20 protein-coding genes and 1 riboswitch are annotated in these 24,496 nt (G+C 73.9%); of the genes, 7 read left to right on the top strand and 13 right to left on the bottom strand.

All coding sequences use genetic code 11. From position 1 onward, the window contains the following. Window positions 1–88: 88 nt before the first annotated feature. Both ABIE39_RS12620 and ABIE39_RS12615 read right to left on the bottom strand, forming a co-directional pair. Entirely contained in the window at window positions 89–214 is a 126-nt protein-coding gene (locus tag ABIE39_RS12620) for a hypothetical protein (RefSeq protein WP_354052004.1), read from the bottom strand. Between the two features lie 148 nt (window positions 215–362). Continuing rightward, the gene (locus ABIE39_RS12615) at window positions 363–1,289 is read right to left on the bottom strand and encodes a VOC family protein (protein ID WP_354052002.1); all 927 of its coding nucleotides are present in this window, start codon (window positions 1,287–1,289) and stop codon (window positions 363–365) included. Window positions 1,290–1,375: 86 nt separating this feature from the next. Beyond that, window positions 1,376–1,504, top strand: a riboswitch (TPP riboswitch). On the opposite strand from ABIE39_RS12615, the gene ABIE39_RS12610 reads away from it, so the two are divergent. From ABIE39_RS12610 to ABIE39_RS12600, 3 genes are all read left to right on the top strand, one after another. After that, on the top strand, window positions 1,495–2,247 hold the full coding sequence (locus tag ABIE39_RS12610) for a TenA family protein (protein WP_209829499.1): 753 nt from the start codon (window positions 1,495–1,497) through the stop codon (window positions 2,245–2,247). (Overlaps the previous riboswitch by 10 nt.) A gap of 114 nt (window positions 2,248–2,361) precedes the next feature. Then, the gene (locus ABIE39_RS12605; RefSeq protein WP_061268675.1) at window positions 2,362–2,844 is read left to right on the top strand and encodes a helix-turn-helix domain-containing protein; all 483 of its coding nucleotides are present in this window, start codon (window positions 2,362–2,364) and stop codon (window positions 2,842–2,844) included. Between the two features lie 73 nt (window positions 2,845–2,917). Next, window positions 2,918–3,841 carry a DUF6882 domain-containing protein gene (locus ABIE39_RS12600; protein ID WP_354052000.1) on the top strand — a complete coding sequence of 308 codons (924 nt, stop codon included), beginning with the start codon at window positions 2,918–2,920 and terminating at the stop codon, window positions 3,839–3,841. A 31-nt stretch (window positions 3,842–3,872) separates the two neighbouring features. On the opposite strand, the gene ABIE39_RS12595 is transcribed toward ABIE39_RS12600, so the two are convergent. The 5 genes from ABIE39_RS12595 to ABIE39_RS12575 form a co-directional block, all read right to left on the bottom strand. Beyond that, a complete protein-coding gene (locus tag ABIE39_RS12595) occupies window positions 3,873–4,478 on the bottom strand; it encodes a ClpP family protease (protein WP_209829501.1) in 606 nt (201 codons plus the stop codon). Beyond that, entirely contained in the window at window positions 4,478–5,140 is a 663-nt protein-coding gene (locus tag ABIE39_RS12590) for a ClpP family protease (protein ID WP_209829502.1), read from the bottom strand. The genes ABIE39_RS12595 and ABIE39_RS12590 overlap by 1 nt, the downstream gene beginning before the upstream one ends. A 91-nt stretch (window positions 5,141–5,231) precedes the next feature. Further along, window positions 5,232–11,255 carry an Ig-like domain-containing protein gene (locus tag ABIE39_RS12585; protein ID WP_354051997.1) on the bottom strand — a complete coding sequence of 2,008 codons (6,024 nt, stop codon included), beginning with the start codon at window positions 11,253–11,255 and terminating at the stop codon, window positions 5,232–5,234. Between the two features lie 230 nt (window positions 11,256–11,485). Beyond that, the gene (locus tag ABIE39_RS12580) at window positions 11,486–11,728 is read right to left on the bottom strand and encodes a hypothetical protein (RefSeq protein ID WP_175009053.1); all 243 of its coding nucleotides are present in this window, start codon (window positions 11,726–11,728) and stop codon (window positions 11,486–11,488) included. Next, window positions 11,725–12,339 (bottom strand): helix-turn-helix domain-containing protein, encoded by a 615-nt coding sequence (locus tag ABIE39_RS12575; RefSeq protein WP_175009054.1) that lies wholly within the window; start codon window positions 12,337–12,339, stop codon window positions 11,725–11,727. Before ABIE39_RS12575 ends, ABIE39_RS12580 begins: the two co-directional genes overlap by 4 nt. Before the next feature lie 121 nt (window positions 12,340–12,460). Between ABIE39_RS12575 and ABIE39_RS12570 the strand changes: the two genes are divergently transcribed. Then, window positions 12,461–13,306, top strand: a complete 846-nt coding sequence (locus tag ABIE39_RS12570; protein ID WP_175009193.1) for an oxygenase MpaB family protein — start codon at window positions 12,461–12,463, stop codon at window positions 13,304–13,306. A 55-nt stretch (window positions 13,307–13,361) separates the two neighbouring features. On the opposite strand, the gene ABIE39_RS12565 is transcribed toward ABIE39_RS12570, so the two are convergent. Beyond that, window positions 13,362–13,883, bottom strand: coding sequence for a MarR family transcriptional regulator (locus ABIE39_RS12565; protein ID WP_175009055.1), 522 nt, complete (start codon window positions 13,881–13,883; stop codon window positions 13,362–13,364). Between the two features lie 95 nt (window positions 13,884–13,978). Here ABIE39_RS12565 and ABIE39_RS12560 point away from each other — a divergent pair, with 95 nt between their 5' ends. Next, window positions 13,979–15,211, top strand: coding sequence for an MFS transporter (locus ABIE39_RS12560; protein WP_175009056.1), 1,233 nt, complete (start codon window positions 13,979–13,981; stop codon window positions 15,209–15,211). 53 nt (window positions 15,212–15,264) lie between these two features. Here ABIE39_RS12560 and ABIE39_RS12555 read toward each other — a convergent pair whose 3' ends face one another. Further along, window positions 15,265–15,735, bottom strand: coding sequence for a MarR family transcriptional regulator (locus tag ABIE39_RS12555; protein WP_186810443.1), 471 nt, complete (start codon window positions 15,733–15,735; stop codon window positions 15,265–15,267). 113 nt (window positions 15,736–15,848) lie between these two features. Here ABIE39_RS12555 and ABIE39_RS12550 point away from each other — a divergent pair, with 113 nt between their 5' ends. Further along, window positions 15,849–19,028 carry an efflux RND transporter permease subunit gene (locus tag ABIE39_RS12550; protein WP_354051993.1) on the top strand — a complete coding sequence of 1,060 codons (3,180 nt, stop codon included), beginning with the start codon at window positions 15,849–15,851 and terminating at the stop codon, window positions 19,026–19,028. Window positions 19,029–19,159: 131 nt separating this feature from the next. On the opposite strand, the gene ABIE39_RS12545 is transcribed toward ABIE39_RS12550, so the two are convergent. Genes ABIE39_RS12545 through ABIE39_RS12530 form a run of 4 tightly spaced genes read right to left on the bottom strand, consistent with a single transcriptional unit; the run spans window position 19,160 to window position 23,206 of the window. Beyond that, complete coding sequence (locus tag ABIE39_RS12545; protein WP_175009059.1) at window positions 19,160–19,861, bottom strand: response regulator; 702 nt, start codon at window positions 19,859–19,861, stop codon at window positions 19,160–19,162. Beyond that, on the bottom strand, window positions 19,858–21,366 hold the full coding sequence (locus tag ABIE39_RS12540) for a sensor histidine kinase (protein WP_209829507.1): 1,509 nt from the start codon (window positions 21,364–21,366) through the stop codon (window positions 19,858–19,860). Before ABIE39_RS12540 ends, ABIE39_RS12545 begins: the two co-directional genes overlap by 4 nt. Next, the gene (locus tag ABIE39_RS12535) at window positions 21,363–22,232 is read right to left on the bottom strand and encodes an ABC transporter permease subunit (RefSeq protein WP_354051991.1); all 870 of its coding nucleotides are present in this window, start codon (window positions 22,230–22,232) and stop codon (window positions 21,363–21,365) included. Before ABIE39_RS12535 ends, ABIE39_RS12540 begins: the two co-directional genes overlap by 4 nt. Further along, entirely contained in the window at window positions 22,229–23,206 is a 978-nt protein-coding gene (locus ABIE39_RS12530) for an ATP-binding cassette domain-containing protein (RefSeq protein WP_175009062.1), read from the bottom strand. The genes ABIE39_RS12535 and ABIE39_RS12530 overlap by 4 nt, the downstream gene beginning before the upstream one ends. 375 nt (window positions 23,207–23,581) lie before the next feature. Here ABIE39_RS12530 and ABIE39_RS12525 point away from each other — a divergent pair, with 375 nt between their 5' ends. Continuing rightward, the gene (locus tag ABIE39_RS12525) at window positions 23,582–24,496 is read left to right on the top strand and encodes a Bax inhibitor-1/YccA family protein (protein WP_108047835.1); all 915 of its coding nucleotides are present in this window, start codon (window positions 23,582–23,584) and stop codon (window positions 24,494–24,496) included.

Below are 24,496 nucleotides of genomic sequence, written 5' to 3'. Positions count from 1 at the left end.
AGCGGCCTCCTGGCCGAGGACCACGACGGTGCCGTCCGGGTCCTGCACGCGTGCGACGCGCTCGCCCCACGGCTGGTCCGCGGGTGGCTCACCTAGACGGGCGGACCGCGTCGGGGAAGGCGTACTCGACCGTCCCGCGCAGCAGGTCGCGGTAGAAGACCAGCGACCGGTCGAGGTCGGCCACGGTGAGGACGGGGAAGAGGCTGCGGAACACGGTCGCTCCTCGGTGCGCTCGGGCGGGTCTTCCCATCGTGCGCCTCGTGTCCCGTCTCCGTGTCCCGTCTCCACGCCCGTCCCCGCGCCGTGCCCGTGCGCCGTGCCCCTGCGACGGTCCCGGCGCGCCGGCCCCGGGCCGGCGGGCCTCAGCGAGCGAGCAGCTCTTCGGTCGTCGTCCCCGGCACGGACAGCGTGACGCGCGTGCCCCACGGGTCGTGCACGACGACGGAGCGGCCGTCGTCCGCGTGCTCCAGCCCGCGCGCGCGGAGCCGTGCGACGAGCGCGTCGAGGTCCTCGCGGCCCGGCACCGTGACGGCGACGTCGCCGAGCCCGAGGCTCGCGGCGCGGGGCCCGGCACCCGCGCTGTTCCACACGTTCATCGCGACGTGGTGGTGGTACCCGCCGGCGGACGCGAAGAGAGCCCCGCTGTACCCGGTGAGCGTCGCCTCGAAGCCGACGGCGTCGACGTAGAAGGCGTGGGCGGTCGGCACGTCGCCGACCTGGAGGTGCACGTGGCCGACGCGGCCCGCGAGCGAGGGTCCGGCGTCGAACGTCTCCTGGTCGAGGTGCGTGCGCAGGTAGTCGTTCGGGTCGAGGAACGTCGTCGTCATGAGGATCTGGCCGTGCTCGCGCACCCAGGTCTCGCGGGGGCGGTCGGTGTAGAGCTCGACGCCGTTGCCCTCGGGGTCGGTGAAGTAGAACGCCTCGCTGACGAGGTGGTCGCTCGACCCGACGAACGTGCCGCGGCGGTCCTGCGCGGCGCGGTAGACGGTCGCGGCGAGGCTCGGGCCGTCGTCGAACAGGAAGGCCGTGTGGAACAGGCCGGCCTGGCGCGGGTCGACGGGCGGGAGCCCGGGGGTGTGCACGAGGCGCAGCATGGGTGTGCGCCCGCGGCCCAGCACGCGGTGCACCTCGGCGCCGCGCGACCGCTCCTCGAGCGGGGCGAGCGCGAACGCACCCGTGTAGTACGAGGTCATGAGCTCGAGGTCGCCCACGCGCAGCGTGACGGCGTCCATGCTCGTGGACGGGGACAGGAGGCGGTCGGTCGGCGCGCCCGGGGTGCTCGTGGTCATGTCTGCTCCAACTTGTTGTTGCTACAACTATATTCCCGCACCGCGGCGAGGGCTCCCGCACCGGCGCCGTCCTTGCTAGGGTCGGCGCGAACCACGCGGGGCGTCCCGCCCGGGCCACGGCCCGGGCCGAGGGACTGAGACGAGCGGTACGGCCGCCCGGACCCGTCGAACCTGATCTCGCTAGCACGAGCGGAGGAACGTGGGCATGACGACGCCTGCTGCCATCACCCTGAACCCTGTCCTCGCGGACGACCCGACCGCGCTCGTCCGGCAGGAGGAGACCGGCTTCACCGCCGACCTCGCCCGCCGGTACGCGGACCTCTTCGAGACGTTCTACGACCACCCCTTCCTGGCCGGGCTGCGCGACGGCTCCGTCGAGCCCGCCGCGGTCCGCCACTACGTGGGCCAGGACCACCAGTACCTCACGGCCTACCTGCGCTGCTACGGCCTCGGCATGGCCCTCGCGCCCGACCGGTCGTGGGCGGCCTACTTCCACGACAAGGCCGGCTTCCTCCTCGACGACGAGTCGCACGCGCACCACGCGATGTGCGACTTCCTCGGCGTGACGTACGAGGAGGCGCAGACGCACCGCCTCGCGCCGAGCGCGCAGGCCTACGTGGACCACATGACGGCGGCCGGCCGCGACTCGCTCGGCGTGCTGCTCGCCGCGCTGCTCCCGTGCCCGTGGACCTACATCTGGTCCGCGCGGCGCTTCTGGCTCGGCGAGCGCGAGACGACGCCCGGCGCCCTCGGCGACGACCACCCGCTCGCGGGCTGGTGGCAGTTCTACGCGGCCGAGCGCACCGAGGACGTCCTCACGGACCTGCGCGCACGCCTCGACGCGCTCGCCGCGGACGCGGGCGAGGCGGAGCGCGCGCGCATGGAGCGCGCGTTCGAGCTGAGCTGCCGCCACGAGATCCGCTTCTGGCAGATGGCCTGGTCGCTCGAGGGTTGGTGACCCGTCCGGCCGGGCCCGCGGCCGACCGTCGCGCCGTGCGCCCGGCCTTACGCCAGCAGCAGATGACCGCCCGGGTGCCTCGGCACCCGGGTGGGCCGCGGGTAGCGTGATCGCATGGACGCGACGAGCGCGGTGCCGGACGGGGTGCGCGATGCGGTGCCGGACGTGGTGACGCCGCGCCCCCGGTCCCGGACGGGCGGACGGGCGGAACCCCTCCTGCGCCACGTCATCGGCGGGATCCTGCGGCGGGCGCGGCTCGCGCAGGGGCGCACGCTCGTGGACGTCGCGGCCGCCGCGCGCGTCTCCACCGCCTACCTGTCCGAGGTGGAGCGCGGGCGCAAGGAGGCGTCTTCCGAGGTCCTCGCCGCCGTCTGCGGCGCCCTCGGTCTGCGGCTCGTCGACCTCGTCGCCCGCACGGGCGAGGAGCTGCGGCCGCTCGCACCTGTCCGCGTGCTGTCCTCCGCGCGGGAGCGGGGTGCCCTCTCCGCGCCGCGGCACGTCGCGCCGGTGGGCGAACCCGTGCGAGACCTCCCCGTCGCCGAGACGCTCCGCCGTCCGACCGCGCGCGCCGGCGACGTCCTGCTCCTCGCGGCCTGAGCGGCGGTCCCCACCGCACCGCACCGCGTGTCGTGCGGAGGCCGGGCACCGTGCGCGCCGATACCGTCGGTCCATGACGGAGCCGCAGACCGCGCACGGCACGGCAGCCCAGGACGTCCCGGCCCTCCAGGACCTCGTCGACGACGCCGCGTTCCTCTCCCACGAGCACCAGCTCCACCTGTCGGACCTCCACGGCGACGACGCCTGGGCCGCCGACATGACCACGGGCGTCTTCACCTTCACCGCGCCCGACGGCGTGACCGCGACGTGCCGCCTCCAGTTCCTCGGTACGGCTGCGCCCGGTCCGGGCACGTGGATGTGGGCGTGGCAGAACGTCAACGGCTTCCCCGACGGCGTGCTCACCGCCGCCGAGAGCGCCCGGCGGACCGGGCTGCGCGAGGCCGCCGAGCCGGAGCTCCCCCTCGCCGACGACCTCGCCCACCGGCTCGCGCTCGCGGCCAAGGCCGTGACCGGGTCGTTCACCCACTACAGCGCGCCCGTCGGCGGCGGCACGCGCGCGTGGTTCCTCCTGGACGACGCCGACCTCGCCCTGCCCGCACCGAGCGTGCCGCGCGTCGTGCGCACGCTGAGCGAGGGGCTGCTGTCCGTCACGGTCGTCGACCACCGGCGCGCCGTCGCGTCCTACGCGAGCGCGCGCGGCCTGCCGGCCGTCGAGGACGGGACCGGCGCCGTCGTGCTCGACGTGCCCGACGGCACCGTGACCGTGCGGTTCGACGAGCGCGGCCGGATCGCGGGCATCTCCGCGTCGTCACCGCGCCCGGCCGCGCCCGAGGCCGCGACGGCGGAGCCCGCCGCGGCAGCCCCTGCCGGCTTGGCACCGACGGCGCCCGGGCTCACCGTCTCGGAGCCGTCGGCGGGCGACCCGGCAGCGCCCGAGCCTGCGCCCGCGGAGCACGAGTCCGCCGCACCCGCGCCGTCGCCCGCGGGGACGGCCCCCGAGCCGCGCCGCCGGTCGTGGTTCCGGCGACGCGGCTGACGACGCACGCGGTCGCCTCCGCGGGCGGGCGTCACGCCGCCGCAGCGAGCTTGCGCGAGGTGACGACGGCGTCCGCGACGCCGTACTCCACGGCCTGGCGCGCGGTGAGGACGAGGTCGCGGTCGGTGTCGGCGCGCAGGCGCTCGACGGTCTGGCCCGTGTGCCGCGCCAGCACCTCCTCCGTCTCGGACCGGATCCGGAGGATCTCCTCCGCCTGGATCGACAGGTCCGAGATCGTGCCCTCCCCGCCGCCCGACGGCTGGTGCAGCAGGACGCGCGAGTGCTCCAGCACGAACCGCTTGCCCGGCGTCCCCGCCGCGAGCAGGACGGCCGCGGCCGAGGCCGCCTGGCCCATGCAGATGGTCGAGACGTCGCAGCGGACGAACTGCATCGTGTCGTAGATCGCCATGAGCGCGGTCGCGGAGCCGCCCGGGGAGTTGATGTACAGCCCGATCTCCCGGTCCGGGGCGTCCGACTCCAGGTGCAGGAGCTGCGCCATGACGACGTTCGCGACGCCGTCGTCGATCTCCGTGCCGAGGAACACGATGCGCTCCGACAGCAGGCGGGAGAAGACGTCGAACGCGCGCTCGCCCAGCGGCGTGCGCTCGACCACGGTCGGGATCGTGTAGCTCGCCATCACAGGCCCACCTTCCGGGCCGCGCGGGCGGGGCGGACGTCGTCGACGCTCTCGACGATCCGGTCGACCATCCCGTACTCGAGCGCCTGCTGCGCCGTGAACCAGCGGTCGCGGTCGGAGTCGTCGGCGATGGTCTCGACGGGCTGCCCGGTGCTCTCCGCGAGCAGCCGGTGCATGAGCCCCTTGGTGTACACGAGGTTCTCCGCCTGGATCGCGATGTCGACGGCGGTGCCCCCGATCCCGGCCGACGGCTGGTGCATCATGATCCGCGCGTGCGGCAGCGCGAACCGCTTGCCCGGTGTCCCCGCGCACAGGAGGAACTGGCCCATGCTCGCGGCGAAGCCCATCGCCACGGTCGACACGTCGTTGGGGATGAGCCGCATCGTGTCGTAGATCGCGAGGCCGGCGCTCACCGAGCCGCCGGGGGAGTTGACGTAGAGCGCGACGTCCGCGCGCGGGTCCTCCGCCGAGAGCAGGAGGAGCTGGGCGCACAGGCGGTTCGCGACGGCGTCGTCCACGGCCGTGCCGAGGACGACGATGCGCTGGTGGAGCAGGCGCGTCGTGAGCTGGTCGTCGAACGACGAGGGCGTCGGGGCGGCGGCCTCCGCGCGCGGGGTCCGGTGGTCGCCGACGGCGGGTCGGCCGGTCAGGTGCGTGGTCATGCGACCACCCTGCGCCCGCCCGGGCCGCGCGAGGAGGCCGATCTGCCGTCGGCTCATACGCCGACGGCAGATCGGCCGTCTCAGGACCGCGTCACAGGATGGGCCAGGGCTTCGGTTCGACGGTCACGCCGTTCCCCGGCGAGATGCTCACCGTCACCGTCGCCGTGCGCTGGGTCCCGTACGGGTTGCCGAGGATGCACCCGAGGTCGACGTAGCTGCCGGCCGCGAGGTACTCGGTCCAGGAGTAGCTCCCGACCTGGTTGCCGTCGTAGTAGCACCGGAAGGTGTAGGTGCCGGACGGGAACGTCGAGTTCGCGTTGACCCGGAACACCGTGCACATGTGGCCGGTGCAGTTGCCGTAGCCGGGCTGCGTGTTGCGCTGCGGACCGCGGGTCACCCAGACGCTCGGCGGGACCGGGCGCGGGTCGGTGCGGTGTGTCGCCCAGCCGCTCCACGGTCCGCAGCCGGCGGCGTTGCACGCCTGCGCCCGGAGGCGGAACGTCTGGTCGTAGTCGTTCCCGACGTCGACCGTCTGCCCCGAGCCGCTGGACCCGCCCTCGATCTGCCAGTTGTAGCGCGAGACGCCGTTGCCGCCGTTCGACGAGGGTGCGGAGATCGAGAAGCGGCCCGAGGTCGCGCTCAGTCGGGACACGGACACGCCCGGTTCGCTGGGCTTCCCGTACGCGCTGATCTGGCCGGACGCCGGGCTCGACGTGGACGTGCCCCCCTTGTTCGTCGCGGTGACGGTGAACGTGTAGGTCCCGGCGGGGAGGTCGGTGAAGTCGACGGACGTGCCGGAGACGTCCTTCTTCGCACCCCCGGGCGACGCGGTGACCGTGTAGCTCGTGATCGGGCTGCCGTTCGCGTCGGCGGCGCCCCAGGACACGCGCGGGATGCCGCTGTCCTGCCCGCCGCCGCCCACGTTCTGCACGTTCGGCCGGGGCGGAGCCTCCGGGCGCCCGTAGGGGACCACCGCCGCGGACGCCGCGCTCTCCGCCGTCCGGCCCGCCTTGTTCTCGGCCGTCACCGTGAACGTGTACGACGACTCGTTGTCCAGGCCCGTCGCCTTGTGGCTCGTCCCGGTGAGGGTGAGCGCGGCGCCGTCGCGGGAGCCGTTCTTGTAGCGCTGCAGGGTGTACCCGCTGATCGCGTCGCCGTTCTCGAACGGAGGCTTCCACGACACGTCGATCGAGCCGCCGTTGAGCGGCGAGTCCGCGGCGCGGCTCGCGCTCGGCGTCTCCGGGACGTCCGGCAGGCCCGCCGGGATCTCCTCGGCCGAGTACTCGCCCCAGTCCGAGGGGTCGGGGGCGAGGTTGTTCGCCCGGACCCGGACGCTGTACGCGGTGCCGTTCTCGAGCCCGTTCCACACGTACTGGGTGCCCGAGAGCGCCGTGACCTGGACGGCTCCGCCCTTCGGCGCGGGGGAGATCTCCAGGTCGACCGTCTCGATCGGGGAGCGGTCGGTGTAGGTCTTGTTGGTCCAGGTGACGGTGAGGGACTTGTCGCCGAACTCGAGGGTGGGTGCGGCGGGCGGGTCGGGCTTCTCGTCGGGTCGGGCGACGGCGGAGGCCGGGGAGGCGGGTCCGTCGCCGACGGCGTTGGTCGCGTAGACCGTGAAGGTGTACTCGACGTTGTTGGTCAGGCCGTCCAGGGTGCAGGTGGTGGTGCCGCAGGCCTTCTCGTAGCCGTTCTGGGAGCGCACGGTGTAGCCGGTGATGTCGGCGCCGTTGTTGTTCGGCGGGTCCCAGGTGAGCACGACCGTCTTGGAGCGGACCTCCACGACCTGCGGGGTCGCGGGCGCCTCGGGCTTGCCCAGGACCTTGAGCTGCACGCGGCCCTCGACCATGCGGTCGGGGTCCTTCGTGGCGTCCTGGATCCGGTAGACGACCACCATGACGCCCACGAACGAGTCGGCCGGCGTCACGACGACGTCGCCGCCGCTGTACGACACGTCGCCGCTGCCCGTCTCGACGCTCGCCGCCACGATCTCGAGCGGCGTGTCGGGGAAGGGGTTGGAGTCGTTGGCCAGGACGGGCACGGTGGTGGCCTTGCCCTGGTGGGCGTCGTCGACGGTGTCGGGGTTGGCGCGGGCCAGGGGCCGGGTGGAGGCCACGACGGTCAGGGTCGCGGTGCCCTCGACCGGGGGGTGCTCGCCGTCGGTGACGGTGATCGGGACCTGCACGACCGAGCCCTTGGGCACGTCCGGGGTCGCCTGGGCGCGCAGCGTGGTGCCCTCGACGGACACGGTCACGCCCTGGGCCTGGCCGGTGGCCTTGAACGTCAGGGGGTCGCCGTCGGGGTCGGTCGCGAAGCGCGCGAGGTCGATCGAGGCCTCCTCGCCCGCCGCGACGTCGAGCGTCGGGGTCGACAGCTCCGGCGGCAGGTTCTCCGGCGGCACGACGCTGATCGGCAGCGTGAGCAGCGCGGTGTGGCCGTCGGGGTCGTCGGGGCCGGAGCCGTCGGTGACCTCGAAGGTCACGGCGGCGGGCCCCACGTAGTCCGCCGCGGACGTGTAGGTGATCTCCGTGGTCGAGACGACCTCGCGCGTGCCCTCGAGCGCGGTGACCTTGTCCTCCGTGGTGAGCCGGGGCGTCTTGCCCTCGACGACCAGGACGTAGTCCGTGATGTCGATGGGCAGCGGCTCGCCGCTGACCACCTCCAGGGGCGTGATGCCGGGGCGGAGCGTCGGGGCCTGGTCGGTGAGGCCGGGGACCTTGACGAAGGCCTTGGCGGTCAGGCCGTCGATGTCGGTCGCGGTGTAGGTGATGACCTGGCGGCCCTCGGTGAGGGTGACGGTGAGCTCGCCGTCGGGGGTGACGCTCGCGGTGCTCGCGTCGGTGGTCACGGTGAGCTCGCTCGCGGCGCCGTCGGGGTCCTCGTCGTTGTCCAGGACGGGGACGGTGACCTCGGTCTTGCCCAGGATGTCCTCCACGGGCACGGTGTCGTCGCGCGCGACCGGGGGCAGCAGGGGTGCGTTGGCCGAGACGTTCACGGTGACCGCGCCGGTCGCGCGGGCGCCGTAGGTGTCCTGGATCTGGTAGTAGAACGTGTACGAGCCGTCCTGGTCGGGCGAGGTCAGCACGATGCGGTCGGCCACGACCTCGGCGTCCAGGTCGTGGGTGTCCTCGATCCCGCCCGGGACCAGGCCGACCTGGTCGCCGTCGGGGTCGGTGTCGTTGGCCAGCGCCGCGACCGAGACCGTGCGCCCGGGGCGCACCGTCACCTCGTCGTCCACCGCGACCGGCGACTGGTTGGTGTCCGCGGGACGGGCGATGCCGACGTGGACCGTGCCCGTGGCGGTGGCGCCGCGGGCGTCGAGCACGGAGTAGGTGAACGTGTCCGCCCCGGTCGCGTTCTTCGACGCGGCGTACTCGATCATCCCGTCCACGACCCGCGCGGTGCCCTTGCCCGCGGGCGTCGCGATGCCGGTCACCTGGACGGAGTCGCCGTCGGGGTCGATGCCGTCCAGGGGGACCGCGATGCGCACGCTGGACCCGGACAGCACCCGGGCCTCGATCTCGCGCGGCTGCGGCGGGGCGTTGTCCTCCCCGTCACGGATCCGGATCGTGACCTGGGCCGAGTCCTCCTGCCCGTTGACGTCGCGCACCCGGTAGATCGCGTACGCCGTGCCGGCCTCCGGGCCCGCCTTGAACCGCAGCGTGTCCTCCGAGACGAACGCCTCGCCCAGCGCCGGGTCCACGTCCTGCTCCAGCTCGGGCTGCAGGAACAGCTCCAACCCGTCCGGGTGCGTGTCGTTCTTCAGCACCGGGACCGTCACCACGTCCCCCGCGTGCACCGTCACCTCGTCCGCCACCGCGTTCGGCGGCTGCAACCGCGTCGGCGCCGGCACCGGCACGACGCGCACCTGGCCGGTCGCGGTCTCGGTGCCGTTGGAGGCGGTGTACTCCACCGTCACCGGCGCGTCCAGGCGCCGGATCTCGGTCACCCGCAGCATCTGGTGGGCCAGGATCGCGACCGAGACCCCGGCGTCGGCGGGCACGCGCACGGACTGCACGACGAGCACGCCGCCCGCGGGATCCGTGTCGTTCGCCAGGACGTCCACGAGCGTGGACCCGCCCGCCGGGAGGAGCGCGGTGTCGGTGACGACGATCGGGGCGCCCTCGGCCGCCGAGGGCGGCAGGACGTCGACCCGCACGAGGCCCGTGGTCGCGTTCGGGCCGTCGGTCACCTGGTACGTCAGGTCGTAGGAGCGCGGCTCCATCGAGAGGAACGTGAACGTGCCCGCGTCGTAGTTCGGCGTGATCTGCGCCGGGGCGGACTCCGACACCGACGCCAGGCGCAGCTCGTCCCCGTTCGGGTCGGTGTCGTTGCGCAACGGCTCCACGGTCACCGGCTGCCCCGCCGGGACCACCACGTGGTCGCTCACCGCGACCGGCGGCTGCGGACCCGGCACCACGTCGACCAGCAGCTTGCCCTCGAAGGACAGCTCGCCGTCGGAGACGAGCAGGGTCACGATCTTGCGGCCGGTCGAGCCGCCGCCGTCGCGCACCTCGACGGTGCCGTCGGGGCGCGAGCGCACGTCGTCGCCCGCGACCGTCGCGGCCGCCGAGGCGAGGTAGAGGTCGTCGCCGTCCGGGTCCTTGAAGAAGGGCAGCACCTTGATCGTCGCGGCGCCGCCCTGGGCGACCCGCAGGACCGGGTCACCGGTCTGCTCGGGGGGAGCGTTCTCGCCCCAGGGGGACACCTTGAGGGTGACGCCCGCCTCGGCGACGCCGCCGCGGCCGTCGGCCACGGAGTACCGGAAGGACCCGGTGCCCTCGGCGTCCTCGGGGACGACGGCCTGGAGCGCGGCGCCGCCCATGATGGCCTGCACCGTCGCGTTCGACGGCGAGTCCCCGGCCAGCGACGCCGTCATCACGTCCCCGTCCGGGTCCACGTCGTTGCCCAGCACCGGCAGGATCGTCGTGCGCCCCGGACGCACCCCGAACGCGTCGTCCTTCGGCTGCGGCGGCCGGTTCGGCTGGGACCGGTCCGCGATGAACTGGTCCACCTGCTCCGGGTTCGTCAGCTCCGCGTCGGCCTCCTCACCCTCGGCCTCCTCCGGCATCTGCACGTCCCAGTCGTCGACCTTCTGGTACTCGTCCGCCGCCATCCACAACGTCCCCGCCGACAGGTCGTTCAGCACGATCACCTGCCGGTTCACCCGGTACTCCAGGCGGGTCTGGGGGTCCAGGCCTTCGAGCCGCTCGTCGACGTCGCGGTCGGTGCCCTCGCAGTCGCGGACCACCTGGCCGGTCGAGGCCCACGCCCCGTACGTGCACGACCCGAGGCGCACCGGGGCGGCCGGGACGCCCTGGGCGGCGCGGCGCTGGGCGTCGCCGCCCTTCAGGGGCTGGGTCACGAGCGCCTCCGTCGTGGCGACGACGACGTCGCCCGACCCGGCGGACGGCTGCTGGAGCCGCGCCTGCTCCGCGCCCTCGATCGCGACCGTCCTGCCGCCGGGCAGCACGAGCTGCGAGGCGGAGCGGTCGAGGACGACGGGCTCGTCACCGACGGCCGTCACCTCGACCTCGGCGCCCTTGCCCACCGGCAGGGACGTCGAGGCCGGGTCGCCGAAGACGGCGCCCTTGCTCGTGGTCTCGACGGTCCACAGCGCTCCGGTCGACGGGACCGCGACGAAGACCGTCCCGTCCTCGGACACGGTCAGCGCGCCGTCGCCGCCGACCTCGGCGGTCGGGTCGAGCTTCTCGGCGTCGAACGAGGTGGCGCCGTCGAACGGGAGGACCCACAGCAGGCCCTCCTCGCCGTCGAGGATCGCGGTCGTCGCGCCCCCGGACGCGACCTGCGCCCCCGCCGGCAGACGGATCTGCCCGGTGAGCTTGAGGTGGGCGACGTCGACCGGGGACGACGTGCTCGTCCCCTGGTCGTCGAGGAGCACGCGGCCCGCGTCCTGCTGCACGTCGAACGACGCGCTGCCCGCGTTGAGCGTCCCGTCCATCGCCTGGGACTCGTAGTTGAACCGCCCCACCAGGCCGGCCGACGTCTTCGTCACCCACACGCCCGAGTCGTTGAGGTCCACGTCCGCCGTGGCCTCGCCCTCGTAGAGCAGGGCCATGCCGACCAGCGCCGTGGAGAACACCGACACGGTGCTCACCGACGCGACGGTACGACGATGCTCGCGGATGGTCGTGAGAAGACCCACCTGTGCTCCTCTGTCCCTGGGCGGGCACGCCGTCTCCTGGTCCCGCCGAGCGGCGGGGACGTGGGGAGACGGGTGCTCCGGTGCCCGCAGACTGCCCGCAGAACGCCCCGACGAGGGTAACCGAGGCGGGGTGGCTCAGGGCATGGGGAGCAGTCCCCATGGGGGGTGGAAAATTCCGCCGATCAGGGCAGAAGGGACGCACGGGACAGCGCCGCCCGGTCGCGTGTGCTGTCCTCGGCCCTGCGGAGCGCCGCGCCGTCCGGGCGGACGGCGGCCTCCGCGGCGCGCGGGGTGGCCGCCGCCCGAGACCGGGCGGCCGCACGGCGGCGGCCGAGGTCGGCCAGGGCCGAGCCCACGAGGACGAGCAGGCGGTCCGCGCCTCGGGGCTCGACCGTGCGGGGCAGGGTGGGGGAGCACGCGCTCATGAGGGGTTCTCCTTGCCGTCGATCGTCGGGAAGACGTTGAAGTGGATCTGCACGGGCCGTGCGCCCGGCGTCTGCTCCTGGCCCTGGAACCGCTGGAGCGTCGCGTCGAACGCGTCCCACGCCTCCGCGACCTCGAGCAGCTGGTCGGCGGTGAGCCACAGGCTCGTCGTCGTCAGGCGGCTGCCGTCGAGCCATCGCGTCGGCAGCTCGGGGGAGCGCTCGAGGAACGCCTGGATCTTGCGTGCCCGCGCGGACTCGAACTCGCGGCTCACCATCGCACCGGCGAGGGTGGCGGCGGCATCCTCCTCGTCGTTCGGGATGTCGACCGTGAACCCGCCCGGCGGGCGCTCCCACCAACGCTCGCGCGCCGTCCCACGGCCCGCGACCTCGCGGACGAAGCCGTGCCGCGCGAGCTGGCGCAGGTGGTAGCTCATCGACCCGCTGGACTCGCCCACGAGGTCCGCGAGGCGGCTCGCGGTGAGCGCGCCGTGCGTCGAGAGCAGGTCGAGGATCTGCACCCGCAGGGGGTGCGCGAGCGCCTTGAGCTGCGCGGGACCGAGAGCGGGGTGGCGCTCGGTCGGGTCGGGCGTCGGGGCAGCGTCGGAGGGCATGCGACGACCGTAGCAATGCAAAGGACCATTTGCAAGGGGTTCTTTGCAACGAGATGTTGGCATGTTCTCGAGGAGCCGGTGCGGGGAGCGGGGGAGCGCGCGAGGTGCGAGCATCGAGCGCATGACGCAGGTGGCGGAGCGGGTGCGCGGCGCGGCGGAGCGCGCCATCTTCCTGCGGGTCGCGGGCCCGGACGCCACCGCGACGCGGGCGCGCATCCACGAGACGCCCGGCCCGCGCTGGTTCCCGGCGGGGTCCGCGGTGCAGCGTGTGCACGGCGACGCGTCGATGTTCGTCGGCGGCCTGCGTGCGCTGCTCCTGCAGAGCCTGCACCCGCTCGCGATGGCCGGGGTCGCCGCGCACTCGGGCTACCGGGGGGACCCCTGGGGGCGCCTCCAGCGGACCTCGACCTTCATCGCCACGACGACCTTCGGGACGGCCGACGACGCCGCCCGAGCCGTGGCTGCCGTCCGAGCGGTCCACGAGCGGGTCCGCGGCGTCGCGCCCGACGGCCGTCCCTACCGCGCGAGCGACCCGGACCTGCTGCGCTGGGTCCACGTCGCCGAGACGCAGAGCTTCCTCGTGGCGCACCAGGAGTTCGGGCACCGCCCGCTCGACGCCGCCGGGTGCGACGAGTACGTCGCGCAGGCCGCCGTGGTCGGCCGCGCCCTGGGTGTCGAGGACGTGCCCGTCACCGTGCGCGAGCTGGACGACGCCGTCGCCGGCTACCGGCCGGTGCTCGGCCTCACCCCGGCCGCGCTCGACGCCGCGCGGTTCCTCCTCGTCGAGCCGCCGCTGCCGTGGGCGGTGCGCCGGGTGTACGCGGGGCTCGCGGTGGCCGCGCGGACGTCGCTGCCGGACTGGGCGCGCGCGGGCATGCCGCGCGTGCGGGGTCTGCCGCAGCGGTGGGCGCACCCGGCGGGGGAGGCGGTGACGCGCCTGCTGCGGTGGGCGCTCCCCGGCGCCTGAGGACGCGTGGCCCGGCGGTCACGTGCCGGTGCGGCGGTGACGCGCGGTCGGGCCGTCAGGTGTCGTCGCGGCGGCGACGGTAGGCGTCGAGGTCGTCGTTGAGCCGGCCGAGGAGCTCGGCGAGGAGCGCCCGGTCGAGTCGGGACCAGTCCCCGAGCACGTCCGCGTAGAGCTCGGTGCGCGCGACGCGGTGGGCGGCGAGCTCGTCGAGCCCTGCGCTCGTGGGCTCGACGACGACGGCGCGCCCGTCGTGCGGGTCCCGGACCCGGCGCACGTGCTCGGCCCGCTCCAGCGCGACCACCTGGCGGGTCACGGTGGAGGCGTCGAGGCCGAGGCGCTCGGCGAGCGCGTTGACGTGGAGCGGGCCGTGCGTGCCGAGCGTGTGGAGCAGGAGGTAGCCCGACCGGTCGAGCGTGCCGCCACGGCGCGACGTGCCGGGGCTCCCCGAGGCGCGCGTGCGCTCCGCGCGGCGCAGGAGCTGGGCGACCTCGAGCTCGATCGTGCCCAGCACGTCCTGGGCGGTCGCGTCGCCGCGCGCGTCGACCTGCGGCAGATCGTTTCCCTCGGCAACCGTCATAGGTGTATTGTACAAAGAGTTGCCTGTTAGCTACAGGCACTTTCCTGCCGCCGTCCCTCGCGCGGCGGTCTCCCCTCACCAGGAAGTGCGACCGAGTGGCCTCCACGCGCAACGAACCGAACCGCACCGCCATCTACGCGACCGCCCTCACCGCGTTCTTCGCGATCGCCGGCATCGCCGTCGTCGACCCGATCCTGCCCGTGATCGGCGAGGAGATCGGGGCGTCGACCTGGCAGATCGAGCTCCTCTTCACCGCCTACATCGCCGTCATGGCGCTCGGCATGATCCCCGCCGTCATGGCGACCGGGCGCTTCGGGTACAAGAAGATCCTCGCCACGGGCGTCAGCCTGGTGGCCGTCGCGGCCGTGCTCGCGGCACTGAGCACGAGCATCGGCCAGCTCGCCGCACTCCGTGGCCTGTGGGGTCTGGGCAACGCGATGTTCTTCGCGACGGCGATGGTGCTCCTCGTCTCCCTCGCGAACGACCGCGAGTGGGTCGTCGAGCTCTTCGAGACGTGCGTCGGCCTCGGCTTCGCCGTCGGGCCGCTCCTCGGCGGTCTGCTCGGCGGCATCTCGTGGCGCGTGCCGTTCTTCGTGTGCGGCGTGTTCATGCTCGTCGCGCTGCTCGTGTCCGTGACGCGGCTCAAGGACCCCGCGGAGAAGCCCGCGCCGCTGCGCGTCGGCCAGGTCTTCCGCCTGTTCCGCAAGCCCGGCTTCCTCGCGCTCGCCGCGGTCACCGCCGCGTACAACTTCTGCTTCTTCGTCGTGCTCGGGTACACCCCGGTGTTCCTCGGTCTCGGCGTCGTGCCGCTCGGGCTCGTCTTCACCGCGTGGGGCGTGGGGCTCGCGGTCGGGATCCTCGTCGTCGGGCACCGGCTCGCGCACCGTGTCGGCGCCGTCCAGACGCTGGGGGTGGCCGTCGTGGGCGTCCTCGTCGCGCTCGTGCTCCTCGCGCTGGACCTCGGGACCGCCTGGTCCGTCGTCGTGCTCGTCGGGGCCGGCGTGTTCATGGGTATCGCGAACGCCAACCTCACGGACCTCTCGCTCGCGCTCGGCGACCCCGACCGCCGCGTGACGACCGGCGCGTTCAACCTCGTGCGCTGGGGCTTCGCCGCCCCCGCGCCGGTGATCGCGGGCCTGCTGCACCCGGTCTCCGCGACGGCCCCCTTCTGGCTCGGGGCGGGGGTCCTCGTGCTCGGCGTCGTCGTGTTCGTGGCGTTCGGGCACCGCATGGCGGGCGAGCTCGGCGAGCGCGTCCTGTGGTCCCGGTGGGACCGCCGGGCCCGGACCGTCGAGGGGACGCCCGAGGAGGCGCTCGGCGAGGTCTGAGCCGCCGACGTCGTCCACGCCGGGAGGATCCCGGGCCGCGCGGCCCGGGACCCTCAGTCCTGCGAGGTCGTCCGGGTCGCCTCCGCGACCCGGGCGAGGGCCTCGATCCCGACGGCGAGGGCGCGCAGGTCCGCGACGTCGAGCCGGTCGAGGAGGTCCGTGAGGGGCTCGTCCTCCTGCGCGACGAGCCGACGCACCGCCGCGGCACCGCCCGGGGTCGCGGCGACGAGGCGCACGCGACCGTCCCGCGGGTCGGGGCGGCGCGACGCCATCCCTGCCGCCTCGAGCCGGTCCACGATCCCCGAGAGAGTCGCGGGGGAGATGCCGAGCACGTCCGCGAGCCGGTGCGAGCTCGTCTCGCCGTCGAGCTGCAGCACGGCGAGCGCGCGGAGCTGGGGAACGGTCAGCGTCGTGCGGAGCAGCGGCTCGAGGCGCTGCGCGAGCAGCGCATCGGCGAGCCGGCGCTGTGCGTCCTCGAGGCGCCGGGCGAGCGCCGCGCGCTCGTCGTCGGCGGGGTGGGTCACGGCGCCGACTCTATCGGTGGGCACGGGAACCATCCCGAGATGCTTCGCGTTACGCTCACGAAATCGCGACGCCGACGTCGTCTCCCACCCGACCTGGAACCCCTGGAGGCTCCGTGTCCCGTCTCGCCCGGCTGTCGCTGGCCAACCGTGCGCTCGTCGCGCTCGCCACCGTCGCGATCGCGATCTTCGGCGTCATCAGCATGGGATCGCTCAAGCAGGAGCTCATCCCGAGCCTCCAGATCCCGACGGCCGCCGTCGTCGGCGCGTACCCGGGCTCGGCCCCGGCGATCGTCGAGCAGCAGGTCACCGTCCCCGTCGAGACCGCCGCGCGCGGGGTCAAGGGGGTCGAGGACGTCACGTCGACGTCGTCGACCGGGCTCTCCGTGACCACCGTCCAGTTCGCGTACGGCACGGACATGGACGCCGCGTCCTCGCAGCTCCAGACGGCCGTCACCCGGCTGCAGTCCCAGCTCCCCGAGGACGTCGAGCCGCAGGTCGTGACGGGCTCCGTGGACGACCTCCCGGTCATCCAGCTCGCCGTGTCGGGCGGCGCGGACGAGGCCGCGCTCGCGGACACCGTGACGTCGAGCCTCGTCCCCGCGCTCGAGGACGTCGAGGGGGTCCGCAGCGTCGCCGTGAGCGGCGTCGCCGACCAGCAGGTGACGGTCGCCCTCGACCCGGCCGCGCTCGCCGCCGCCGGGCTCAGCCCGCAGCAGGTCTCCACGATCCTCCAGGACAACGGCGTCGTCGTGCCCGCGGGCACCGTCGCGGAGGGCGACCGCACCCTCAGCGTGCAGGTCGGCACCGCGGTCACGACCGTCGACGAGCTCGCCGCGCTTCCCCTCGTACCCCCGACCGCGGCGCCCGGTACCCCGCCCGTCGCGCTCGGCGACGTCGCGACCGTCACCGCGGGCCCCGAGCCCGCGACGTCGTTCTCCCGCCTCGACGGCGAGCCCGCGCTCGCCGTCGCCATCACCAAGACGCCCGCCGGCAACACGGTCGAGGTCTCGCACGCGGTCCAGGACGCGGTCGACGACCTGTCCGGCGTGCTCGACGCCCAGGACGTGCGCGTCGAGGTCGTGTTCGACCAGGCCCCGTTCATCGAGGAGTCCATCGAGGGCCTCGCCACGGAAGGCCTGCTCGGGCTCCTCTTCGCGGTCGTCGTGATCCTGCTGTTCCTCGCGTCGTTGCGCTCGACGCTCGTCTCCGCCGTGTCGATCCCGCTGTCGCTGCTCGTGACCTTCATCGTCATGAACGCGACGGGCTACACGCTCAACATCCTCACGCTCGGCGCGATGACGGTCGCGATCGGCCGCGTGGTCGACGACTCGATCGTCGTCATCGAGAACATCAAGCGGCACCTGTCCTACGGCGAGGAGAAGGTCGGCGCCATCATCGGCGCGGTCAAGGAGGTCGCGGGCGCGATCACCGCCTCGACCGTGGCGACCGTCGCCGTGTTCCTCCCCATCGCCCTCGTGGGCGGCATGGTCGGCGAGCTCTTCCGGCCGTTCGCGCTCACCGTCGCCATCGCGATGCTCGCCTCGCTCTTCGTCGCGCTGACGATCGTCCCGGTCCTCGCGTACTGGTTCATCACGTCCCCGCCCGTCCCGGCCGACCCGGAGGCCGCGCGCCTCGCGGGCGAGCGCGCCCGCGCCGCCGCGGAGGCCAAGGAGCGTCGCGGGCTGTGGCAGCGCGCGTACCTCCCGACGCTGCGCGCCGCACTGCGCCACCCCGCGATCACGCTCGGCGTGTCGGTCGCGATCCTCGCCGGGACGCTCGCGCTCGTGCCGCGGCTCGAGACGAACTTCCTCGGCGACACCGGCCAGGACACGCTCACCGTCACCGAGTCGTTCGCGCCGGGCACGTCGCTCGACGCGCAGGACGCCGCCGCGCGCGACGTCGAGGAGGCTCTCCTCGACGTCGACGGCGTCGCCACGGTCCAGACGACCGTCGGCACCGCGGGCGGTCCGGAGGCCGCGTTCTTCGGCGGCGGCGGGTCCCCGACGGCGACGTTCGCCGTCACGCTCGACGCGGACGCCGACGCCGTGGCCGCCCAGGAGGACGTGCGCGACGCCGTCTCCGGCCTGGGCGGCGACGCGAGCGAGGGCATCGAGGTCGCGGGCGCCGACGCCGCGTTCGGCAGCTCCACGGTCGACCTCGTGGTCCGCGCCCCCGACACCGACACCCTCGCCGCGGCGGCCGCCGAGGTGCAGGAGCTCGCGGAGGGGACCGACGGCGCCGCGCAGGTCACGAACAACCTCGCCGCCGCGCAGGCCACCGTCCAGGTGACCGTCGACCGCGAGGCCGCGGCCGCCGTCGGGCTCACGGAGACGCAGGTGGCCGGCACGGTCGCCGGGGCCATGTCCCCGGCCCCGGTCGGCACGGTGAACCTCGGAGACGGCCCGGTCCAGGTGCGCGTGGTCGCGGGCGAGGCCCCGGCGACCGTCGCGGAGCTCGAGCAGGTCGTGCTGCCCACCGCCGCAGGGCCCGTGCCGCTCACGCAGGTCGCCGAGGTCGCGGAGGTCGAGGTCCCCACCTCGATCACGCGCGTCGACGGCGAGCGCAGCGCCACGATCGCCGTCACGCCCGCGGGACAGGACCTCGGTGCGCTGACCACCGAGCTCACGACCGCGATCGACGGGCTCGAGCTCGAGGGCGGCGCGACCGTCGAGGTCGGGGGCGTCGCCGCCGACCAGGCCGACGCCTTCGCGGACCTGGGCCTCGCGCTGCTGGTCGCGATCCTCATCGTCTACCTCGTCATGGTCGCGACGTTCCGCAGCCTCCTGCAGCCGTTCATCCTGCTCGTGTCGATCCCGTTCGCCGCGACGGGCGCGCTCCTCCTGCTGCTCGCCACGGGGACCCCGCTGGGCGTGCCGGCCCTGATCGGCCTGCTCATGCTCGTCGGCATCGTGGTCTCGAACGCGATCGTGCTCATCGACCTCATCAACCAGTACCGCGAGCGCGGACGTGCGCTCGACGACGCCGTCATGGAGGGGTCGCGCAAGCGCCTGCGCCCTATCGTCATGACCGCCGCCGCGACGATCTTCGCGCTCACGCCCATGGCCATCGGGATCACGGGCGGCGGCGCGTTCATCTCCCAGCCGCTCGCGCTCGTCGTCATCGGCGGCCTGCTGAGCTCGACGCTGCTCACGCTCGTCGTCGTCCCGGTGCTCTACACGCTCGCCGAGCGCCGCGGCGAGAAGCGCGCGGCGAAGAAGACGGCCAAGGAGGAGGCTGCGGCCCAGGCCGAGGCCGACAAGGCGGCCGCCGCGGAGACGACGGCGAACGCCTGAACCGCCCGACCATCCCCGGACCCGCCGGGCCCCCGCCGACCAGGCGATCCCGGCGGGCCGAGCAGGTGGTTCTGGCGCGTCAGATGTCCTGGACGCGCCAGAACCACCTGCTCGGCACGGGGTCGGGACAGTCAGGAAGGGCGGGCGACGCCCGTCTCGTAGGCGAGCACGACGGCCTGGACGCGGTCGCGCAGGCCGAGCTTGCCGAGGACGCGGCCGACGTGGGTCTTGACCGTCGCCTCCGAGAGCACGAAGCGTTCGGCGATCTCGGCGTTCGTCAGCCCCTCGCCGAGCGCCTCGAAGACCTCGAGCTCGCGCGCGGTGAGCTCGGCGAGACGCGGGTCGTCCCGGCCGGTCGGCGCCTGGGCGGGGCCGGCGGCGCCGTCCTGCGGGAGCTGGCCGGAGAACATCTCGAGCATGCGGCGCGTGATGCGCGGGGAGACGGCGGCGTCGCCGCTCGCGACGGCGCGGATCGCCCCGACGAGCTCGCCGGGCTTGGCGTCCTTGAGCAGGAAGCCGCTCGCTCCGGCGCGCAGCGCGGCGAACGCGTACTCGTCGAGGTCGAACGTCGTGAGGATGATGACGCGCGACCCGGGCTGGGCGGCGACGATCCGCTCGGTCGCCTCGATGCCGTTCGTGCCGGGCATGCGCACGTCCATGAGCACGACGTCCGGCGCGAGCGCGGACGCCTGCGCGACGCCCGTCTCGCCGTCGCCGGCCTCGCCGACGACCTCGATGTCGTCCTCGGCGGCGAGGATCATGCGGAAGCCCATGCGCAGCAGGGCCTGGTCGTCGACGAGCAGCACCCGGACCGGTGCCCCCGTTCCCGTCATGTGCGTTCCCGTCCGTCGTCGCGTGCGCCGGCCTCGCGGCCGGGGTCGAGGTCGAGGCGCAGGCTCGCCCGCACCTCCCAGCCGGTCCCGCTCGGCCCCGCGGACACGGTACCGCCGTAGACCGCGGCCCTCTCGCGCATCCCGATGATCCCGCGGCCGGTGCCGACGGGGACGCCGGGCGGGTGCTGCTCCGCGACGGCCGGCGGGAGCCCGCGCTCGTCGGCGCTCGCGCCCTCCCCGGGGCGGCGGCCCGCCTGGTTGACGACGCGCAGCTCGAGCCAGTCGGCGCCCGGCTCGGCGCGGCGCGACACCTCGACGAGGACCATGGGGGACAGGGGTGCGTAGCGCAGCACGTTCGTCAGGGACTCCTGGACGATGCGGTGCGCGGTCTGGCGCAGGGCGGGGCCGGGCGTCGGCTGCGGGCCGGAGCGCACGAGCCGGACGGGCAGCCCGGCGGTGCGGAACCGCTCGACGATCTCCTCGAGCTCGGGCGTCTCGTGCGCGGGCGCGAGGGGCACGGTCTGCTCCCCGCCCGGCTCGCGCAGGACGCCGAGCACGCGCCGCATGTCGGCGAGCGCGGCGCGGCCGGTCGCGGTGAGCTCGTCGAGCGCGTGGCCTGCGAGCTCGGGGTTCTTCGCGCCCGACGCCTTGGCACCGTCCGCGAGGGCGACCATGACGGTGAGGGAGTGCGCGACGACGTCGTGCATCTCGCGCGCGATGCGCGTGCGCTCGGCGGCGGCGGCGAGCTGCGCCTGCTGGTCGCGGTCGCGCGCGATGGAGTTGGCGCGCTCGACGAGGTCGGACACGTGCTGGCGACGGGCGCGCACGTTGGTGCCGATCGCGAGCGCGACGAGGCAGAGGATGGTGGTCACGAGGATGCCGACGATGCGGTCGACCGTCGCGCGGCCCGGCTCGACGCTCTGGCGCAGGACCTCCCCCTCCGGGGTGGTGACGACGTCGTACCAGAGCAAGGTCGCGCCGGAGAGCGCGAGGACGGCGATCGCGAGCACGGGCCACGCGATGCGCGAGGGGCGCGACGCCGCGACGGCGTAGACGGCGAACATCGCCGCGACCTCGAACCCGGCCGTGTCGCCGGTGACGGCGATCGCCACGACGCCGAGCACGGTGAGCGCGAGCGCGACCGTGACCGGACGACGGCGGCGCCAGTACAGGAGCGCGCCGCCGACGAGGAAGAACACGAGCGACAGCGCCGTCGCCCCCCGGGGCTGCGGCGCCGCGAGCGCGTACAGCACGCCGGGCACGACGAAGACCGCCACGACGACCCAGTCCATGACGACCGGGTGCCGCGCGAAGTACCGCCGGACGGGGCCGAGCCGACGGGCGTCGAGCTCGGTGAAGGGAGCGGGCGCGGGGCGCAGGGGGTGGGACGACGCGCCCGGGCTCGCCGGGGCAGCAGGACCCGCCTGCTCCGGGCGCGCCACGGCCGACGCCGGACGAGCGGTCTGCTCGTCCGGCGTCGGCGGGGTGGTGGGCCGGGTGGTCACGCGTCCCGGCGCTTGAGCACGACGGCGGCCGCGGCGACGAGCGCGACGGTCCAGCCGACGAGGACGAAGTAGCCGGGCCACGGCGCGATCGTGTCGCTGCCCGACATGTTGCCGCCGAGCACGATCTGCTCACCCGCGGACGCGGGCAGGGAGTTGTAGACCGTCTGGACCCAGTCGGCACCGGTCACGCCCATGACGATCCCGAGGACCATCGAGAGGACGAAGAACACCGCGACGAGCGTGAAGATCGCCCCCGCGGAGCTCCGGAGCAGCACGCCGACCGCGACGGAGAAGAGCGCGACGGTCGTGAGGTACAGCACCACGCCGATCAGCGCCCGCTGGTCGTCCGCGGACGAGAAGTCCACCGTCATGTCCTTGCCGGACAGGATCGGGTACGTCACGAGCCAGGACAGCCCGACGGCCACGACGGTCGTCACCGCGGTCACCACGCCGACGACGATCATCTTCGCCGCGAGCGCGGGGAGACGGCTGGGCACGGCGGAGAGCGTGGAGCGGATCATGCCGGTCGAGTACTCGCCCGTCACGGTGAGCGCCCCGAGCACGGCCACGGCCAGCTGCGCGAACGTGTAGCCGACCGTGATCACGGTGACACCGATCCCGGCGGTCGAGCCCATCCCGGCCTCCTCGGCCGAGACGCCCGCGGAGTCCATGGAGGACATGACGGCCGCGAACATGAGCGAGAAGCCCACCATGACGACGACGGTGATGCCGAGCGTCCACCAGGTGGAGCGCAAGGTGCGGAACTTGATCCACTCCGAGCGCAGCACGTGGCCGAACGAGAGGCGGTAGGGGGAGGTGCGGGACGCCGTCGGGCCGGCGCCGGTGGCGAGGGTCGTGGCGCTCATCGCTGCGCTCCTTCGAGGGAGTCGGTGGGGGCCGGTGCGCCCGCGGCGCCGTGCCCGATGTGGTGCTGCGCGGACTCGGTCTGGTACTCGACCGAGTCGGCGGTGAGGGCCATGTAGGCGTCCTCGAGGGTGGACGTGACGGGCGTGAGCTCGTGCAGCACGAACCCCTTGGCCGCGGCGAGCTCGCCGATCCCGGGGGCGTCCGCGCCCGTGACGACGAGCAGGCTCGGCTCGTCGCTCGTGACGGTCGCGCCGTCGCTCGTGAGGAGCTCGGCGAGCTGCGTCGCGTGCGGGGTGCGCACGCGCACCGTGCGCTGCTGCGAGCCGTTGACGATGTCGCTCACCGGGGCGTCCGCGATGATGCGGCCCTTGCCGATCACGATGATGTGGTCGGCGGTGAGGGCGACCTCGCTCATGAGGTGGCTCGACAGGAACACGGTGCGGCCCTCGGAAGCGAGGTAGCGCGCGAGGTTGCGCACCCACAGCACGCCCTCGGGGTCCAGGCCGTTGACGGGCTCGTCCAGGATGAGGGTCTTGGGGTCGCCGAGCAGCGCGGACGCGATGCCCAGGCGCTGGCCCATGCCGAGCGAGAAGCCGCCCACGCGCTTCTTCGCGACCGGCTGCAGGCCGGTCATCTCGATGACCTCGTCCACGCGCTTCGTCGGGATGGCGTGGGTGGCGGCCATCGCGCGCAGGTGGTTGTAGGCCGAGCGGCCGGTGTGGACGGCCTTGGCGTCCAGCAGCGCGCCGACCTCGGTCAGCGGCGAGCGGTGCTGGGCGTAGGGGCGTCCGTTGACGGTGACGGTCCCGGCGGTGGGGCGGTCCAGGCCCATGATCATGCGCATGGTCGTGGACTTGCCCGCGCCGTTGGGGCCCAGGAAGCCGGTGACGGTCCCGGGACGCACGGTGAACGAGATGCCGTCCACCGCGGTCTTGGGCCCGTACCTCTTGGTCAGGCCGCGTGCTTCGATCATGACTTCGCCCCTCCGAGGGTCGTTCGTCCGGGATGGTCCTGGTGCACCGCGGGAAGGTCGCTCCGGTCCGACCGGGCCCCTCACCGCGAGGTACGTCTCGAGCCTACGGACGGGCCCGGCGTCGGGCAGCCACCTTGCGACGTATCTTGCCGCCGTCGTGAGCCAGGACGTGTACGCCGTGCGGCGTACGTGGCGCCGGGGCACGTGGTCCGCTGGTCGGGACTTCGCCCGCGAGGCGCAGAAAACCCGCGGGAACAGTGGCCAGGGCTCGCACGTTCCCTAGGATGAACACAGGCCAGCGACACCCGACTCGAGGCGAGACGCCGATGACGAGGCCCGCTGAGAGGTAGTGGACGCCGCGACCAGGAGGAGCTCATGAGCAACCCCGTCTTCAACAACAGCGCGGTCTTCGGCGAGCCGAAGAACCGGCGCGGTGGGGCGGCCACGCAGGCCGCACCCGCCTACGGGAGCCCGCCCGCGCAGGGCCAGGGCCCCGCGTACGGCACGCCCCAGCAGGGCGCGCAGTGGGGTGCCTACGGCGCCCAGACCGCGGACGCGGCGCAGCTCGACGCGATGTACAGCGCACCGTCGGCGACCACGGCGGACACCAAGCGCCTCACGTACGACGACGTGATCATGAAGACGGGCGGCCTGCTCGCGCTGCTCGTCGTCGTCGGGGCGGCGTCGTGGTACCTCACGCCGCAGATGCCGTTCCTCTACCTGCTGGGCGCCGTCGCCGGTCTGGTGCTCGGCCTGGTCAACGCGTTCAAGCGCAACCCCAGCCCGGCCCTGATCATCGCCTACACCGTGGCCCAGGGCCTGTTCCTCGGTGGCATCAGCCTCGCGTTCGGCACCATGACCGTCGGCAACGGCGGGAACCTCACGGACATCGTCTTCCAGGCGGTCCTCGCGACGGTCGCGACCTTCGCGGCCGCGCTGTTCCTGTTCCGCTCCGGCAAGGTGCGCGTCACCCCGAAGTTCACGCGCTGGCTGCTCATCGCGATGGTCGGGTACCTCGCGTTCTCGCTCGTCAACGTCGTCCTAGTGCTCTTCGGCGTCCTCGACGGCTGGGGCATGCGCGGCGGCACGATCGGCATCGTCGTCGGGCTCATCGCGGTCGGCCTGGCCGCCGCGTCGCTCATCGTCGACTTCGACTCGATCAAGCGTGGCGTCGAGGCCGGCGTCCCCGCCAAGTTCGCGTGGTCGGCCGCGTTCGGCCTCATGGTCACGCTGATCTGGCTCTACCTCGAGTTCCTGCGCCTCTTCGCGATCCTGCAGAGCAGCGACTGA

The organism is Cellulosimicrobium sp. 4261 (assembly GCF_040546915.1).
Taxonomy (GTDB): Bacteria; Actinomycetota; Actinomycetes; order Actinomycetales; family Cellulomonadaceae; genus Cellulosimicrobium; species Cellulosimicrobium cinnabarinum.
This window is presented reverse-complemented; position numbering and strand designations above follow the sequence as displayed.